Raw genomic sequence first — 18,672 nt, forward strand, 5'->3', positions numbered from 1 at the left:
CATGGTTTTTAAGCCATGCTTTTTTATTTACTCATACTTTTGCAAATTGCCATGATCATCGTAATGCAAAATGACCCGTTGTTTCTTTTGCAATTCACTTAACATCTCGGAACTAACCGAAAATTGGGCTGCTAACAGTTCAACAGAACTATTAGGCGCCTTAGCTCTTCGGTCCTCGCCACTAAACCTAATCCAGTTATAACTCGCCCATAAAATTAAAATGAGCGCGCTAATTCCAATGAGTAATGCTAAATGTAATAAGGTCTTAACTTCTGATATATGGTCAACCCAGACATAATCATAAATTAAGTGTCCTTCAAAAACCCATAAAAACAGTGAAACCAAGGGAAATAGCAACCACATCAAACAAAACCAACCAATGGTTTGTAATGTGTAGTTTGCCGTTTTATTTTTGACGTATTCTGGCTGGTCAATATATTCAGGGATATCTAACATTTCGATATCCTTATTTTCCTCAGGTTTCATGAGTTATCTCCACGGAAGCCTCGGTCTGGACTTACCCAGCGGGCACGTTTTTTAGTATTAAATAAAGTTTTTGGCACCGCAACGACACTTGTAAACAAAGTCAGTAGCCAGAAAAATAACGGGTACCAAATCACCCAAAAATAATTTCTAAAGAAGCGGCTACGGTCATAGCGCTGATCAATCCACAAACTCACTAAAAACTGGATTAAACATGTTCCACCGAGTATTACACCGTACCACTGTGGCATAAGCGTTTTGATCTGCCATTGCTGAGGTAGTTCAATAAACAATCCGACAAAAAATAGCGTAAAAATCAGAATCATGACATAAGACCAGATAATACTAACTAGCGCCTCAATCATGACTGGCCACATTCTGCGAACACGCAGTTTGAACATTTGTGGAATATATTCTATAAGAACCTCTACCCCACCTTGTGCCCAACGAAGGCGTTGCCTCCATAACCCTTTAAATGTCTCAGGCATATAGATATAACAAAGCGCTTGTGGAATATACTGAATATCCCAATGGTCGAGCTGTAACTTCCATGAAATATCAATATCTTCGGTAATTTTATCGTCTGACCAAAAACCGACTCGAACGAGTGCTGTTTTACGAAATGCTGCAATCACACCAGACACTGTAAAAATACGACCATATGTACGCTGCGCACGTTTGATCAAACCAATAATCGAAGAAAACTCGCCAACCTGTAATTTTCCTAAAATACTAGATCGGTTTAAAATTCGTGGGTTCCCCGTTACAGCACCAATTCGTGGGAAGTTAATAAATGGCTGCATTAACCAAAGTACGGCGTGCGGATGTAACAATGCATCTCCATCGATACAAACAAGATATTCGTATTTACTAACCAATACGCCCGATCTTAAAGCTACGGCCTTACCCTGATTCTCTGCTAAGTGTACAACCCGAAGTCGTGAATCTTGCGCTGATAATTCATCTAGAATTTCAGCTGTCCTGTCACTACTTCCATCATTGACGGCGATCACTTCAAAATTAGGATATTTGGTTTGCAGTGCATAACGAATTGTTTGGCGTACTTGGGCTTCTTCGTTAAAACACGGAATGATGATACTGCATCCTTCGCTGGTCGGTTCAGGAAGTGCTTGTTCACGGTATTCTCTTTTAAAGAAGAACCAAAGTCCCCCTACCATCCATGTCCAAGCCATCAGTAAGGGGTATAAAAAGGCAAAAGCAAATAGAATATCAAGTAATACTCTCATTACTTTTTCCCCTCTACCAATTCAGCAAAAGGCTGATACATCACAGGACTAGCATTCAGACTAATTGGATTATACAAATATTGATGAACATCTTTTGATTTTTCAAAGTCATAGCCATCGATACCAAATTTCTGGATTCCTACTCGCTGAATCGAAACAAGTCCTTGCTGTACTTCTTCCCAAGCCGTTTTTTGCGAGTTTTCTGGTAATTCTAAAGTCAGCATTATTCTTTGCTTATCATTTTCATTAAGTCTATTTAAAAGCATTAGCAACTCATTAAATTGCTTTTTCTTACCAATCACATCGAACTTCAAATTGACTAAATCATGTTGTAATAAAAGCGTTTTTATAAGCTCAGGTAGCTTTTCCACATGATCTAAATCAGGTGTAAGCAATAAACTAAACTGTGCCTGATTACTCATATTTAAATAAGGTTTGACCGCTTTTTTAGTCATTTGACTCAGTTGTGCGAGCTGTTTTGATTGCTCAATACAACTGTTTTCTTGCACTGTTATTTTTTGCATTGCGCAGTTTAAAGCTGTTCCTGCATTGAGCTGAACACCGCTTAAATTACTGTTAAAGCGTGCTATATCCTTAGCTAAATCTACTGTTAAAAATGGCTTATCTTTTTGAGGATAAGCTGGCAACTCTAATATCACCGATTGACCTGCCCGAGTTTGAGCCTGCCATAAACTACGGTTTAAAATATCTTGTTGAACAGGCATTTTATCTGTAGGGAAATAAGCAACATCGTATTGCCCATCTCCGTTTTTATCTTCCAAAGGCTTTAAGATTAGAGCATTGTTTTTTAGGCTATATAGTTTTGATAACAACTGCCCTAGTTTTTCATCGGTCTGAGCATTTTGTTGAGCTGCTAATTGCTTTAAATCCATACTCACAAAATGACGAGGTTGCTTAAATAAGTCTGACTCTTCGAAATTCAGAATATTTAACATACCTTCGGTGAGCTGTTCAGCTGTAGGGTTACCTATAACCAAGCTACGCTTAAAAGTTGAATCATTCACACGATTCATACCATCACGACCCAAACTGAAAGAAAACTCAAAGCCTGCTTGCTGGGCTAGTTTTTCCAGTTGCTCATTCACAGCGCCATAAGGCCAAATAATAGCTTTCGGATTAACACCGACTTCTTTTTTCAAAACGGCGTAGGATTTTTTCAAATCCTGCAAAATACGTTGTTGATATTCTGCATCTGTTTCATAACGTGATTGCGATTTTAAATAGGCATAAGAAGTTGCAGCCGGTTGCTCATTACCTTGAGGATTGGCCAATACACCATGATGTAAATCATCACTATGGCTTGCAAACTCGGCTAAGCCCGATGCTTGCATTTCATGAACTTGAGCCCAGTTCACCAAGTTACCCTGCCCATAAGCTTCATAACCTGCCTGAGTATTGCCATTTAACCAACTGGTTGGAAGAGCAAATACTGCTGGAATTTTATATTGCTTAAGTAAAGGAAATACTCGGCTATAACTGCTCAATGCACCATCGTCGAAGGTAAGTAGAATAGAGTTATGAGGTAATTCTTTACCTTGCTTACGCGCCTCTTCAATATCTTTTAAGCGAATCGGTTTCCAATCAGACTGACTGAGCCAATCGAGAAACTGCGCCAGATTATTGGTCTGAATCGCATAAACATCACGGTCGCCTTCCTTTAGTACGTCATCTCGTACATCATGAAAAGTTAAAGAAACCGTATGATTTTTTGGTAGTTCAGTTTCAATACGGGCATGAGAAAACTGTACAGGTAATAATGTTGAAGCAAACACACAGCTCAACATTTTTAACTTCATATTATTCATTAAAAACGCCCCTCAAATCCGAAAATACCATAGGTATGTTGTTCATTATGACCATCGTATGGATGGTATTGCCAACCAATTCCATAATTAAGTTGCCAGGTCCGTGAGAGCTGCCATTGATGTTGATATTGCAAAGAATATGTTGGTCGAGCTGAGTAATCTGCTTGTTTATAAAGCCCGACTCCAGCTTCAAAATGCTGCTTAAATGAGCGTTCGTATTCTCGCCAAGTGACCCAGTCATGGCTTAAATTCAACTCAGCACTGTAGTGATTGCTTGGGCTAAAGTAAGCTGTCTGATCTTGGCTATTACTGCCATAAAATCCACGAACGGTTCCGTAAGTAATATGGTGAGGCGCATCAAATAATCGCTCGCGCCAAAAAGTAGAAAATTCTTGTTGTTTATTACCATCGCTTATATCCGTTAAACCATAACTCGCCCCAATTTGACGTGACTCATCTTTTTGCCATGTCAAAGCGGCACGGTAAGCTTGTCCATCCTCACCAGCGTCAATTGCCTGCAATGGAATATTAGCTTGACTGTCATATTGCAATTGATATTGCCAGTGGTCGTTTAACCATTGCGACCAATCAAGACGAACTCCTGCTTGTCCACCATCCGTACTTTGCGAAAAAATTGCCGACAATGCCTTACGGTTCGCTTGCCACTCAGCACCGACGCCATAACGTTGGTCATGCACATCACCAAAACGATATTCTCCGAAACGATCTTGATGCCAAGCAAATAGACGATAATTATCTTTAATCCACGGGCTATTAAGACGAGTTTCCATTTCACGGTCTTTTAAACCATTTTGCCCACTCACAGAATCACTGTTCTCTGCTTTACTTTGGCCCCAAGTTGTTGAGTGCGAGATGGTTGCTCTATCACGATCATCCAACTCCTTTCGACTTTTAACTACACCGCTATCTTCAGGATAATATTGCAAAAGAGTTTCTGTACTTTTGCGCCACTCAGGAATATCCCCTAAAGCCTGAGCATTTTGCATCTGGTTAATTCGAGTATCTTTGGCAACTGGTGTTAAACCATTTAAACGAGCAATTGTTTGCTTTGCCTGTAACGGTTTATCTCTCCAGCGCTCAACACGAGCAAGGTTATTAATTAAACCTTCATTAGCAGGTGCAAGATCTACTTGTTTCTGAAAATGCTTTTCTGATTTATCCAAATGATTGGCGTAAGCTAAATGCATGCCTTGTAAAGCAATATAATCATCACGGTCAGGATGGCTTGATTTATCTACTCCTTTGGCTTGGCTATATTTATATGTAGGAATCAATACATCAACTTCATTCAAAAGTTGTTCAGCTTGTTTATATTTTTCTTGTTCAATATACGAATAATAAAGCCCCGTATATACCGTCATATCTGAATAGTTTTTTTCAGCAAGCAAGGTTTTAAAAGCAAGCTCAGCTTGTTGCGGCTGTCTTTCAGCCAAATAACTATCAGCGATCGCATGACGAATATAGGCAGGTAGTTTTTCTAGAGGTACATTTAATTTAGTAAATTGATCTAATACCGTACGGCTACGCCCGCGGAAATCTAAGGCATATATATAATCATAATGGAATCTTAAATAATTAGGATCTGACGGTTGAATCAAAGGCTGCATTTGCTCGCCTTGCTTCAACACAGCATCAAGCTCAGCAAAAGCTTCACTATCTGCCATGCCTTCCCGATTCAAATATTTATAACGAGTAATTGCGTTATTTACACGTTGAGAAAATTCACTTACTTGTAGCCAGTGTTGTAACGATTCTGTTTGTGCATTTTTATCGTTGGCAAGCACTAACTGCTGAGCCTTGTTATAAGCCCCTACACCCGCTAAGTCATAACTATATTCTTGTAAAACGGCAAAAGACTTCGGCTGCTGCTTATATGCTTGTTCAATTACAGATAAAGCATCTACAGGCGAATTGATAAGTCGATATGCATAGGCGATTTGTACAAGTTGATCAGTCTTCAGATTTTTAGTATTAATCTTTGCTAACTGTGCTTTGCCATTTACAACATCTTTAGCTTCAGCATATAAAACTGCCAGCAAAATCTGTCCATCAGGCGTTTTTTGAATATTAAATTTATTTGACCAAGCAATCGCATCTTTAAAGTGTTTAAAATCACGAAAATTACGTATTAAAGGTAGCTGTCCATATTCTGGAAAAGTAACTAAATTAATATTCGCTAAATGCTGAGAAAAAGTTACTAGATCTTTTTTTTCATTTGACATTACAACTAAATAATCAGCTAGCAATTTTTGATCATGCGGATAGGTTTTTAGCAATTGATCTAGTTGAAATATTGCTTGGTGAGTTTGTCCAGTTTTGTAAGTGTGAATAGCCTGCTCTCTCAATTCATCCACTTGAGCAGCATATAAGTTGAGAGGCAAGATGTATACCAATGAAAAAACACATTTTTTTAGCATTTTGATAATCGGATAGTCCCATATCGAGGTGGGAAAGTATAATTAAAATCAAAAACCAATCACACAACACAAAAATAATGTGAACTATTTATCATTTTCAAATATTTAATGTATTTTTACATTATTTTTAAAAATATTTAGAAAAATTAATTAATTAGGATTTTAAACTTACTCAAATATATACATTTCTTTTCAATACTCTTATTTTATTTCACAATTGGATTATAAAAACCTTACAGGCTGATAACCAATAAAAACGTTTTAATAACTTTTTGTTTTATATTTAAAACTTTTATTTTTCTCATGTTTAATATTTAAAACCATTCAATTTAATCACAAATAAATATATATAAATTGAATGGTTAAAATAAAGGTTTGATTAAATTAACCAATACGACGTTTTAATCCTGTCATTTGTAAAACACGCGTTGAAATTTCTTCAATCGACATTTCAGTCACGTTTAAATATTTAATCCCTTCTGAAATATAGATTCCTTCAATTGCTCTAAGTTCCATTTGGCATTGACTAAAACTTGCATAACGACTATTCGCTTTACGCTCACTACGAATCGCAACTAATCGCTCAGCATCAATCATTAAACCAAACAATTTACTGCGATGCGGTCTTAGTACTGCTGGCAAACGGTTATCATCCAAATCTTCTTCTGTTAAAGGATAGTTTGCAACACGGATACCGAATTGAAGAGATAAGTAAATAGAAGTTGGAGTTTTACCCGAACGAGAAACGCCAATTAAGATTAAGTCCGCTTTATCATAATGACGAGTACGCGCTCCATCATCATTATCAAGCGCAAAATGAACAGCATCAATACGAGCCTTATAAGATTCAGAGTCGGTTACGGCATGTGTCTGCCCAACTAATGTCGTAGGAGGCGTACCTAACTCTTGTTCCAATTTGCTGATTAAACCTTCAAACACATCAAGATTAACTGCTTTGGCAGTATTAATGATTTCTCGTACGTGTGGATCAACTAAAGTATCAAAGACTAAAGGTAGACAACCATCTTTGGTTTGACATCTATTAATTTCAATCACAACATCCATTGCCGCCTCTTCAGTTGTAATATACGGCATGATATGAATATCAAAATCAACATTGGGAAATTGTGCTAATAACGAATGTCCAAGAGTCTCGGCAGTAATTGCAGTTCCATCAGAAATAAAAAAAACGCTCCGTCTAAACTGTTTACTTTCTGACATTAAAATTCTCCTTAAACATTTGTCTTAGTGCTATATAATCTTTATAGTAAACTGATCTTACATGACTGTCGCTTAGTATAATTCTCAACTAAGCACTTTATTTTTATAATTTCATGCCAAGATAGACATTAATACTGCAAAAGTGGAGTGAAAACTTTGGAAGCGCGCGTAATCGGTCTAGAAAAATTAGGGAAACACGATGTCGAACTCGTAGGTGGGAAAAACTCATCTTTGGGTGAAATGATCAGCCATTTATCAAATGCTGGTGTATCGGTACCTGGCGGTTTTGCAACTACTGCTGATGCCTATCGTGAGTTCTTAGATCAAAGCGGTCTTAACGCTCGAATTCAAGCAGAACTTGCTCAACTCAATGTTGATGACGTAAATGCTCTTGCAGAAACAGGTGCTAAAATTCGTCAATGGATTGTAGAGACTCCACTCACTGCAAACCTAGAACAAGAAATTCGCGCCGCTTTTACAACACTTTCTAACGGCAACCCAGAAATCGCGGTTGCCGTTCGTTCATCTGCAACTGCTGAAGATTTACCAGATGCTTCATTCGCAGGTCAGCAAGAAACTTTCTTGAATATTCGCGGTATTGATAACGTTCTTATTGCGATTAAAGAAGTATTCGCTTCTTTATATAATGACCGCGCAATTTCTTATCGTGTACATCAAGGTTTTGACCATGACGTCGTTGCTCTTTCTGCAGGCGTTCAGCGTATGGTTCGCTCTGAAACTGGCGCTGCGGGTGTAATGTTTACACTTGATACTGAGTCTGGTTTCCGCGACGTTGTATTTATTACAGCATCTTATGGTTTAGGTGAAATGGTTGTACAGGGTGCCGTTAACCCAGACGAATTTTACTTATCTAAACCATTATTAAATGCTGGTAGACATTCAGTCTTACGCCGCAACCTTGGTTCAAAACACCAGAAAATGATTTATGGTGAAGAAGGTTCTGCTGGTAAATCAGTTGTCGTTGTTGATGTTGAGAAACAAGAGCGCCAACAATTTGCTTTAAATGATCATGAGTTACAAGAGCTAGCTAAACAAGCGCTTATTATTGAGCAGCACTACGGTGCGCCAATGGATATCGAATGGGCAAAAGATGGCGATGATGGTCAAATTTACATTGTTCAAGCTCGCCCTGAAACAGTAAAAAGCCGTCAAAATGTAGGCACAATGGAACGCTACCTTCTTAAACAAAGAGGTACTGTTCTTTGTGAAGGTCGTTCAATTGGTCAACGTATTGGTTCTGGTAAAGTCCGTATCATTAACTCAATTAAAGAAATGGACAAAGTTCAAGAAGGCGACGTTCTTGTATCAGATATGACCGATCCTGATTGGGAACCGGTAATGAAACGTGCTGCGGCAATTATTACTAACCGCGGTGGTCGTACATGTCACGCGGCAATTATTGCACGTGAACTTGGTGTACCAGCTATTGTCGGCTGTGGTAACGCAACAGAAGTATTAACTGATGGACAAGAAGTAACTGTTTCTTGTGCTGAAGGTGACACTGGCTTCATTTATGAAGGTGCTTTAGATTTCGAAGTTCAACGTAACTCAATTGAATCTATGCCTAAGCTATCGTTCAAAATTATGATGAACGTAGGTAACCCTGACCGCGCGTTTGACTTTGCTCAAATTCCAAATGAAGGTATTGGTCTTGCTCGTCTTGAGTTCATTATTAACCGTATGATCGGCGTGCATCCTAAAGCCCTACTCAACATTGATAGCCTACCGCGTGAAACTCGTGCTGCGGTTCTAACTCGTACTGCGGGTTATGCTTCACCAGTGGATTTCTATGTTGAAAAATTGGTTGAAGGTATTGCGACTCTTGCTGCTGCATTCGGTGACAAGCCAGTTATCGTTCGTATGTCTGACTTCAAATCAAATGAATATGCAAACTTGATTGGCGGTAAGTTATACGAGCCTGAAGAAGAAAACCCGATGCTCGGTTTCCGTGGTGCAAGCCGTTATGTATCTGATAACTTCCGTGACTGTTTCGAATTAGAATGCCGTGCACTTAAAAAAGCTCGTGATGAAATGGGTTTAACCAATATTCAAATCATGATTCCTTTTGTACGTACTGTATCTGAAGCAAAACGCGTTATTGAGTTACTTGCACAAAATGGTTTGAGACGCGGTGAAAACGGCTTAAAAGTAATCATGATGTGTGAATTACCAACTAACGCTTTGTTAGCTGAACAGTTCCTAGAGCATTTTGATGGCTTCTCTATTGGTTCCAATGACTTAACTCAGTTAACGCTCGGTCTTGACCGTGACTCTGGCATTGTTTCACACCTATTTGATGAACGTGATGCAGCAGTTAAAGCCCTTCTTTCAATGGCAATCCATGCCTGCCGTAAAGCAGGTAAATATGTAGGTATCTGTGGTCAAGGTCCTTCAGACCATCCAGATCTTGCAAAATGGTTAATGGAACAAGGTATTGAGTCTGTCTCTCTTAACCCAGACTCAGTTTTAGATACATGGTTCTTCCTTGCTGAAGAAAAAATCAAACAAATCTAATATGTTATAAAAAAAGGCCCATCCGTGGGTCTTTTTTCATCTTTAGAATAGAGAATTTTTATTTATGCAAATTTACTTGGCACGTAATAATCAACAAGCTGGGCCTTACACCTTAGAGCAAGTAAATCAAATGTTGGCTAGCCAACAAATTTTGTTAACTGATTTAGCTTGGCATGAAGGCATGACAGAATGGAAAGCTTTAGGAGAATTAACCCAAGGTAAACTTGTATATCAACCTATCGGTTATTCTGCACCTGTTATAAACACCAGTAGCTCACCTAATGAAACTATTCGTCAAATTCGTGTAGAGCCTAAAATTCACGAACTTGCCTCTATTCAATCTCGAGCTTTGGCAAAAATTATTGATTTATTACTTTGGTTACCCATAGCTGCGATTCCTTCTTTTTTCTTTAATGAATCTCAATATAAGCAATTATTTGAATTGCAAAAACAAATGCAATCAGCTGAAGTTGCTTCAACTAAAGCAGCAGAGCTACAACATCAACTTTTTACTTTAATTCCTATTGAAGCTTGGCATTCTATGCTTGCTTACGTCGTAATCATGCTTGCAATTCAAGCCTTTCTTTTAACAAAATACGGGCAAAGTATAGGTAAGAAAATTGTTGGAATTAAAATCGTAGATGCTGAGAGCAATGGTAAAGTTAATTTAACTCGCATCTTCTTATTAAGAAGTGTTGTTTTCATCATACTCAACTTGTTGTTTATGCCTATTAGTACAATTATTGACTACACTTTTGCATTAGGGCAAAAGAGACAGGCGCTACATGACAAAATTGCAAGAACAAAAGTGATCAAATGATAGTGAATGACTCATTCATTTAAGGTCTAAAAAAAAAGGAGGCACCCCGCCTCCTTTTTTCTATAGAGAGTTGATATTTAAATAAAAGCTCCATATTGATTCGATACCCTACAAAAAAAATCGGGTTTTAAAACAATTATTTCAGACTACTTTATGTATAGCTTAGTTTGTCGATATGAGGCATAATGCCCTACAACGTAGCGGTGTCATATAATTGAGAAGTCTAAATTTAAGGATTAGCGTTCTCAATCATGCGACACTTTAATCGCTATCCCATATTTAATTAGGGAATGGGACTCTTCACCGAGGTTGTAAAATGAGACAAACGATTTTAGCTGTATTGTCTTTATCAACGCTTGCCGCACTTTTGACTGGGTGTGGTGGTGATATGGTACTTCTAAACTCTAAAGGTCCAGTTGGTCAAGGTCAAAGTGACCTTATGATGACTGCGATCTATTTAATGTTACTTGTGGTGATTCCTTCAATCATCATGGCATTATGGTTTGGTTGGAAATATCGCGCGTCAAATAAAGATGCAGACTATAAACCTACATGGGCACACTCAACTACAATTGAAGTTGTAGTATGGGGTATCCCTGTCATTATTATTGGTATTTTAGCTTGGTTAACTTGGTGGGGTTCCCACAAGTATGACCCATACCGTCCTTTAGAATCAGATAAAGCTCCTTTAACTATTCAAGTTGTTGCAGAACAGTTTAAGTGGATCTTCATTTATCCTGAACAAAACATTGCAACTGTTAACGAAGTACGTTTCCCTGAAAAAACTCCGTTAAGCTTTAAAATCACCTCTAACTTTACAATGAACTCATTCTTCATTCCACAGTTAGGCGGCCAGATTTATGCAATGGCAGGTATGCAAACTCACCTTCATTTGTTAGCAAATGAAACTGGCGTATATCGTGGTTTCTCTTCTAACTACTCAGGTTACGGTTTCTCTCAAATGCGTTTCAAGGCGCATAGTGTTACAGAGCAACAGTTCAACGAATGGGTAGCAGCTGTAAAAGCGGGTAATGGTTCTACTATTAACCCAGAAGCAGTTCAAAAAACTACGCTTGACCAAGCTGAATTAGCAACCTTACGTGATGGTGACCGTTCTAAGCACCAGATCGAGCATTTAGTAAATCGTGCTAAAGCTGCTGGTGATCAAGAAGCGCTTGCTAAAGCTGAAGCTATGAAACCGTTCCCGACTAAGCCACACCCTGTGACTTATTACTCTTCAGTTGAACCACAATTGTTTGAAACAATTATCAACCATTATATGAGTAACTATCATGGTGTTGACCACTCTGCTGCGCATGCAACAGCTGAACACGCTGCTCAAGGGGAATAAGACATGGATATGATTTTTGGTAAACTGGGTTGGGACTCTATCCCGACAGAGCCAATCGTGCTTGTCACCATGGTCCTTATGGCACTTGGTGCAATTGTTGTGCTTGGCGGTATCACCTATTTCAAAAAATGGGGATACTTGTGGAATGAGTGGTTTATTACGGTAGACCATAAAAAAATTGGTATCATGTACATTCTTGTATCTGTGGTCATGCTTTTGCGTGGTTTCGCCGATGCAATTATGATGCGTCTACAACTTTTCCTCGCTAAAGGCGGCGGCGAAGGTTATCTACATCCAGACCATTACGACCAGATCTTCACCGCACACGGTGTAATCATGATCTTCTTCGTAGCAATGGGTCTTGTTGTTGGTATGATGAACATCTCTGTACCATTACAGATTGGTGCTCGTGACGTTGCATTCCCATTATTGAACTCTTTAAGCTTCTGGTTATTCGCTGGTGCTGCTGGTTTAATGATGCTTTCACTTGTATTAGGTGAATTTGCTGCGACTGGTTGGATGGCTTACCCTCCTCTGTCTGGCATTCAATATTCTCCTGGTGTAGGTGTTGACTACTATATCTGGGCACTTCAGGTTTCTGGTCTAGGTACGCTTTTATCTGGTGTTAACTTCTTCGTTACCATCATCAAAATGCGTGCACCTGGCATGAAATTAATGGACATGCCTATTTTTACGTGGACTTCACTTTGTACGGCTGTATTAATCATTGCATCGTTCCCTGTATTAACAGGTACACTTGCAATGTTAACTCTAGACCGTTACTTCGGTTTCCATTTCTTCACAAATGAGCTTGGCGGTAGCCCAATGCTTTATGTGAACTTGATCTGGACATGGGGTCACCCTGAAGTATATATCTTAGTATTACCAGCATTTGGTCTATACTCAGAAATCGTTGCAACCTTCTCTCGTAAAGCGTTGTTCGGTTACAAGTCTATGGTATATGCAACTATCGCGATTACAGTTCTTGCGTTCGTTGTATGGCTTCACCACTTCTTTACCATGGGTGCTGGTGCGAACGTTAACGCGTTCTTCGGTATCATGACCATGGTTATTGCGATTCCTACTGGTGTGAAAATCTTCTCTTGGTTATTCACCATGTATAAAGGTCGCATCACCTTTACTACTCCAATGTTATGGACGCTTGGCTTCCTTATTACATTTGGTATCGGTGGTTTAACTGGTGTACTTATGGCTGTTCCACCTGCGGACTTCCTTGTACACAACTCATTATTCTTGATCGCTCACTTCCATAACGTAATTATCGGTGGTGTGGTGTTTGGTATGTTTGCCGGCATCATTTACTACTGGCCAAAAATGTTTGGTTGGAAGCTCAATGAAGCATGGGGTAAAGCTGCGTTTTGGTTCTGGTTCTTCGGTTTCTATTTTGCATTCATGCCACTTTATATCCTTGGTTTCATGGGTATGACTCGTCGCTTGAATACATATGACAACCCAGAATGGGACCCTTACCTTGCAATTGCATTATTTGGTGCTGTTCTCGTTGCGATTGGTATTGCATGTTTCTTAATGCAAATCATTGTTGGTTTCTTACAACGCAAAGACAACATGGACCTTACGGGCGATCCATGGGATGCACGTACGCTTGAATGGGCGACTTCTTCCCCTGCTCCATTCTATAACTTTGCGCATGAACCAGACGCAAGCGGTATTGACCGTTTCTGGACTGACAAAGAAAATGGTGTAGCATACGCACGTAACACTAAATATGAAGACATCCACATGCCGACTGATCGTGCTGCTGGTTTTGTCATTGCAATGTTCATTACTCTTCTTGGCTTTGCACTCATCTGGCATATTTGGTGGCTCGTTGTTGTTTCATTCGTTTCAGCTGTTGTTAGCTTGATCGTAAGCTCATTCACTAAGAATGTTGATTACTACGTTCCTGCTGCTGAAGTTGAGCGTATTGAAAACGAACGCTATGCTTTACTTGAAAAACACTTGAAGAAGGACTAAGGAAATGGCTGAAGTACTTCATCACGACAACCACGGCCACGATGGTCATCATGAACATGATGATACTGACTTAACGGTCTTTGGTTTTTGGACATACTTGATGAGTGACTTGATTCTTTTCGGATCACTCTTCATTGCGTTCGCTGTATTAAGCAGTCATATTCCACCAGGAACTCCAAGTGCATATGACCTGTTCCATGATTCATTAGGCTACGTTTTAACTGAAACATTTGCCTTATTGATTTCATCGGTAACTTTCGGTTTTGCTGTACTTGCATCTTATAAAAAGAATGTAAATCAAGTTATCACTTGGTTATTTATTACATTCCTTTTTGGTGCAACGTTCATTGGAATGGAGCTTTATGAGTTCCATCACCTTGTAGAAGAAGGTCATGGTCCAACTCACAGTGCATTCTTATCATCGTTCTTTACTTTGGTTGGTACACACGGTATCCACGTAACTTCTGGTTTAGTGTGGATGTTGGTATTGATGTATCAAATCAAAACTAAAGGTTTGACATTACCGAATACACGTCGTCTAGCTTGCTTAAGCTTGTTCTGGCACTTCCTTGACATCGTTTGGATCTGTGTATTCAGCGTCGTTTACTTACTGGGAGTTCTCTAATGAGTAGTCATGACCATAATGCTGCAGGTGCGTCACACGGTAACTTTAAGCAATACACTGTTGGATTTATCCTTTCTGTTATCCTCACCATCATCCCGTTCGGGATGGTGATGGCGGGTGGTTTCAGTCGTGGCATCTTAGTTACAGTAATTGCTATCGCTGCTGTTGCTCAGGTTCTTGTACAACTTGTGTACTTCCTACACATGAATACATCATCTGAACAACGCTGGAATATGATTGCATTCATCTACACAATCTTATGTATCGCTGTGCTTTTAATCGGTTCTGTGTGGATTATGAATTACCTTCACTACAATATGATGATCTAAACTGATTGTCATGTTGAAAAAATATCTATTCCTGACTAAACCAGGAATTCTCTTCGGTAATTTCATTACCACCTTGGGCGGCTTTTTCTTAGCCGCCCAAGGCTCTATAGACATCTTATTATTACTACTCACCTTACTTGGAACAACTTTAGTTGTCGCTTCTGGTTGTGTTGTAAATAATGTGATAGACCAAGACATCGACACAAAAATGCAGCGCACGCAAAACCGTGCATTAGTCAAAAAAACCATCTCTCCTACTGTTGCACTTATATATGCATTTGTTCTTGGACTTATCGGTTTTAGTATTTTGTGGTTCGGTGTAAATGCTTACGCTTTCTTGTTTGCAATGATTGGTTTTGTTGTCTATGTCGGTTTTTATAGTTTGTGGACAAAACGTACCTCAATCCATCAAACCGTCATTGGTAGTATTTCCGGAGCGAGCCCTCCTGTTATTGGTTATACAGCAGTAACTCATCATTTTGATGTAGCCGCTTTACTTTTGTTTTTAGCTTACGCGCTATGGCAAATGCCACATTCATGGGCAATTGCTATTTATCGTTTTGACGATTACAAAAATGCGGGAATCCCCATTCTGCCTGTTGCACGTTCTATTTATCGCACGAAAGTAGAGTGTGTCATTTATATTGTGTTGTTTGCAGCCGTATTGAATGGTTTATATTGTTTTGGCTATACCAATATATTTTTTCTAGTAACCTTTAATGCATTAACAGCATATTGGTTCTATTTATCAATTATTGGCTTTAAAGCTGAAAATGACCAACTTTGGGCTAAACGTTTTTTCCTTTACTCGGTCATATTAATTACCCTGTTAAGTTTGAGTTTTAGCTTTACCTATCAATCCCCTGCTCCAAATCTTCCTCTCTTTTAAATAAGGGAGGATTTCCTCCTCGATAGTAAAGAAGTTTTACTTTTCTCATCAAAAGATTTGTTTTTAGTCGAACTTTTACTTATAATTCAGCCTTCGCAAATTTTGCGACATAACTTTCAAGTTATGACTCCTTGCTTCTAATTTTTTATTTATTAGGGGCTGTTTAAACCGTAAGGAGCTGACAATGCGTCATTACGAAATCGTACTTTTAGTACACCCAGATCAAAGCGATCAAGTTGTAGGTATGGTTGAACGCTATATCTCTCAGATCAAAGAAGCTGAAGGTCAAATTCACCGTTTAGAAGATTGGGGCCGTCGTCAATTGGCTTACCCAATTAACAAAATTCACAAAGCACACTACATTCTTATGAATGTTGAGTGTGGCCAAACTACACTTGATGAGTTAGAAGAATTGTTCCGTTATAATGACGCGATCATTCGTAACCTTATCATTCGTCGTGAACACGCAATCACTGAAGAGTCATTGCTTGCTAAAAGTGCTGAAGAAAAGCGTGCGCGTAAAGCTCAACGTGAAGAAGCACAGCAAGTTGCTCAAGACGCTGAATAAGGAGAACATCAATGGCACGTTTTTACCGTCGTCGCAAGTTCTGCCGCTTTACAGCTGAGAATGTTGTGTACATCGACTACAAAGATATCGATACTTTAAAACAGTACATCACTGAAAACGGCAAGATTGTTCCTAGCCGTATCACTGGTACTAAAGCTCGTTATCAACGTCAATTAGCTCTTGCTATCAAGCAAGCTCGCTACTTGTCTTTGATTCCGTACACTGACAACCATAAGTGAGGTGATCTGTGGACGTTATCTTATTACAACGCATTAAGAACCTTGGTAAATTAGGCGATAAAGTATCAGTTAAAGCTGGTTACGGCCGTAACTTCCTTATCCCTCAAGGTAAAGCAGTTGCAGCTACTGAAGCTAACACTGCTGCTTTCGAAGCTCGTCGCGCTGAACTTGAAAAGCAAGAAGCTGAAATTTTAGCTGCTGCTCAAGCACGTGCTGAACAATTGAATGAAGTTAACATCGTTATCACTGCTAAAGCTGGTGACGAAGGTAAACTCTTCGGTTCTATCGGTACTCGTGACATCGCTGACGCTTTAACGAATGCTGGTCTTACAGTTGACCGTGCAGAAGTTCGTTTACCGAATGGCGCGCTTCGTCACACTGGTGAATTCAACATCGCAATCCAATTGCATCATGATGTTGTTGCAGAAGTTCTCGTTACTATCGTATCTGAGTAATTTCTCATCAAAAAAAGAGCATGCTTCTGCATGCTCTTTTTTTATGTGCCCTACTTTTAAAATAAGATATATTAATTCCTGATCAGTTCTTTAGTTTAATTGGTTTTTTAATTAGGTAGTTTATTTCATTTTGTTTTAAGATAGTTCTCGGCCTCACAGGCTATTTGCGTACATCTTTCTTTATCATCAGGTCTAATTATGTCTCAGGCGAATGCCACTTCTTTAACTCTTTCATCTCCAACAGAAAATAAGACGAGTGAATCAGGCCAACTTAAAGAGTTTCGCACTCCCCCACACAATTTAGCCATTGAACAGGCTGTTCTTGCGGCCTTAATGACAGTTGCTGAATCTTTTGAGCAAGTCAGCGACTTATTAAAAGAAAATGATTTTTATGCAACACGTCACAAATATATCTATCGTGCCATTGAGAAATTAGCACAAGAAAACTCTCCTTATGATGCTGTATTAGTAAGTGACTGGCTCTTAAAACAAAATTTACTCGATGCAATTGGTGGCGAAGAGTATTTAATGCAGCTTATGGCTGATTCACCATCAAGTTTCTATAACTTAGAAACGTATGCCAGTAAAATTAAAGAATTCTCTACGCTTCGCAGCATGATTAAAGTTAGTACTGAAATTTTACAAAATGCTTATGACACAAAAGGTCGTGGTGTTAGTGAAATTCTAGACTTGGCCGAAACGAGTATTTTCTCTTTAGCAGAACAGCACAATAACAATAAAAAGGATGCAGGTCCTAAATCTATTAGCTCTGTTACCGCCGATGTAATTAGTAAACTTGATGAACTCTCAAAACTCGATGGCAATATTACAGGTTTAACCACCGGCTTCTTAGAACTTGATAATAAAACATCAGGTATGCAGCCTGGCGACTTAATTATTGTTGCCGCACGTCCATCGATGGGTAAAACTACTTTTGCCATGAATTTGGTTGAAAGCGTTTTGCAATATAACAAGCTACCCGCTCTAGTATTTTCAATGGAGATGCCAGCAGACTCGATTGCGATGCGTCTTATTTCTGCAATGGGTAAAGTTCACCAAGGACATTTACGTTCGGGTAACTTAGATGCAGATGAATGGACCAAAGTGACTGGTACCATTTTACAACTACAACAAATGCATTTGTATATTGATGACTCATCTGCCCTACCTCCAACGGAACTTCGTGCCCGTGCTCGACGCGTTGCCAAAATGCATGATGGCAAAATTGGTTGTATCATGGTCGATTACTTGCAGCTCATGAAAGTTCCTGGCATGGGTGATAACCGTGTAGGTGAGATTTCTGAAATTTCACGTAGTTTGAAAGCATTAGCAAAAGAAATGCAATGCCCAGTTATCGCACTTTCCCAGCTCAACCGAAGTCTGGAAAACCGTCCAAATAAACGCCCAGTAATGTCCGACTTACGTGAATCTGGTGCGATCGAGCAGGATGCCGACTTAATTATGTTTATTTACCGTGATGAGGTTTATAACAAAGAGTCTAAAGAAGCCGGCACTGCAGAAATTATTATTGGTAAGCAGCGTAACGGTCCAATTGGTTCAGTTCGACTTGCCTTTGAAGGTCAATATACTCGATTTAGTAATCTCTCTCCTGAGTATTACAGCCAATATGATGATGAAGAATAAACTCTAT

General features: G+C 39.1%; 16 protein-coding genes. 11 read left to right on the forward strand and 5 right to left on the reverse strand.

Annotated elements, in window-relative coordinates; genetic code table 11:
* Positions 1-27: 27 nt before the first annotated feature.
* The 5 genes from pgaD to ppsR form a co-directional block, all read right to left on the reverse strand.
* Positions 28-486, reverse strand: a complete 459-nt coding sequence (gene pgaD, locus AC1PJP_RS02170) for a poly-beta-1,6-N-acetyl-D-glucosamine biosynthesis protein PgaD (protein WP_192835483.1) — start codon at positions 484-486, stop codon at positions 28-30.
* Positions 483-1,730 (reverse strand): poly-beta-1,6-N-acetyl-D-glucosamine synthase, encoded by a 1,248-nt coding sequence (pgaC, locus tag AC1PJP_RS02175; RefSeq protein WP_479766448.1) that lies wholly within the window; start codon positions 1,728-1,730, stop codon positions 483-485. The genes pgaD and pgaC overlap by 4 nt, the downstream gene beginning before the upstream one ends.
* Positions 1,730-3,556, reverse strand: coding sequence for a poly-beta-1,6-N-acetyl-D-glucosamine N-deacetylase PgaB (gene pgaB, locus AC1PJP_RS02180; RefSeq protein WP_479766449.1), 1,827 nt, complete (start codon positions 3,554-3,556; stop codon positions 1,730-1,732). The genes pgaC and pgaB overlap by 1 nt, the downstream gene beginning before the upstream one ends.
* Positions 3,556-5,994: a poly-beta-1,6 N-acetyl-D-glucosamine export porin PgaA gene (gene pgaA, locus AC1PJP_RS02185; RefSeq protein ID WP_479766450.1), complete on the reverse strand. Its 2,439-nt coding sequence runs from the start codon at positions 5,992-5,994 to the stop codon at positions 3,556-3,558. The genes pgaB and pgaA overlap by 1 nt, the downstream gene beginning before the upstream one ends.
* Positions 5,995-6,378: 384 nt before the next feature.
* Complete coding sequence (ppsR, locus tag AC1PJP_RS02190) at positions 6,379-7,215, reverse strand: posphoenolpyruvate synthetase regulatory kinase/phosphorylase PpsR (protein WP_004791471.1); 837 nt, start codon at positions 7,213-7,215, stop codon at positions 6,379-6,381.
* Between the two features lie 147 nt (positions 7,216-7,362).
* Between ppsR and ppsA the strand changes: the two genes are divergently transcribed.
* The 11 genes from ppsA to dnaB all read left to right on the forward strand — a co-directional run bounded on the left by ppsA (position 7,363) and on the right by dnaB (position 18,665).
* Entirely contained in the window at positions 7,363-9,750 is a 2,388-nt protein-coding gene (gene ppsA, locus AC1PJP_RS02195; RefSeq protein WP_171056848.1) for a phosphoenolpyruvate synthase, read from the forward strand.
* Between the two features lie 64 nt (positions 9,751-9,814).
* Positions 9,815-10,570: an RDD family protein gene (locus AC1PJP_RS02200; protein ID WP_479766451.1), complete on the forward strand. Its 756-nt coding sequence runs from the start codon at positions 9,815-9,817 to the stop codon at positions 10,568-10,570.
* Positions 10,571-10,886: 316 nt separating this feature from the next.
* Positions 10,887-11,921, forward strand: coding sequence for a ubiquinol oxidase subunit II (gene cyoA, locus AC1PJP_RS02205; RefSeq protein WP_004791463.1), 1,035 nt, complete (start codon positions 10,887-10,889; stop codon positions 11,919-11,921).
* Positions 11,922-11,924: 3 nt separating this feature from the next.
* Positions 11,925-13,916: a cytochrome o ubiquinol oxidase subunit I gene (gene cyoB / locus AC1PJP_RS02210; RefSeq protein WP_004791462.1), complete on the forward strand. Its 1,992-nt coding sequence runs from the start codon at positions 11,925-11,927 to the stop codon at positions 13,914-13,916.
* A 4-nt stretch (positions 13,917-13,920) separates the two neighbouring features.
* Positions 13,921-14,541, forward strand: coding sequence for a cytochrome o ubiquinol oxidase subunit III (gene cyoC / locus AC1PJP_RS02215; RefSeq protein ID WP_005306751.1), 621 nt, complete (start codon positions 13,921-13,923; stop codon positions 14,539-14,541).
* Entirely contained in the window at positions 14,541-14,870 is a 330-nt protein-coding gene (locus AC1PJP_RS02220; protein ID WP_004643325.1) for a cytochrome o ubiquinol oxidase subunit IV, read from the forward strand. The genes cyoC and AC1PJP_RS02220 overlap by 1 nt, the downstream gene beginning before the upstream one ends.
* Positions 14,871-14,880: 10 nt before the next feature.
* Positions 14,881-15,759, forward strand: a complete 879-nt coding sequence (cyoE, locus tag AC1PJP_RS02225) for a heme o synthase (RefSeq protein ID WP_005306754.1) — start codon at positions 14,881-14,883, stop codon at positions 15,757-15,759.
* 184 nt (positions 15,760-15,943) lie between these two features.
* Entirely contained in the window at positions 15,944-16,327 is a 384-nt protein-coding gene (gene rpsF / locus AC1PJP_RS02230) for a 30S ribosomal protein S6 (protein ID WP_004791455.1), read from the forward strand.
* Positions 16,328-16,338: 11 nt separating this feature from the next.
* A complete protein-coding gene (gene rpsR / locus AC1PJP_RS02235) occupies positions 16,339-16,566 on the forward strand; it encodes a 30S ribosomal protein S18 (protein WP_004791454.1) in 228 nt (75 codons plus the stop codon).
* 8 nt (positions 16,567-16,574) lie between these two features.
* Entirely contained in the window at positions 16,575-17,021 is a 447-nt protein-coding gene (gene rplI / locus AC1PJP_RS02240; RefSeq protein WP_004700828.1) for a 50S ribosomal protein L9, read from the forward strand.
* A gap of 198 nt (positions 17,022-17,219) precedes the next feature.
* Entirely contained in the window at positions 17,220-18,665 is a 1,446-nt protein-coding gene (dnaB, locus tag AC1PJP_RS02245) for a replicative DNA helicase (protein ID WP_004791451.1), read from the forward strand.
* Positions 18,666-18,672: the final 7 nt, after the last annotated feature.

This window comes from Acinetobacter sp. V116_7, from assembly GCF_056735735.1.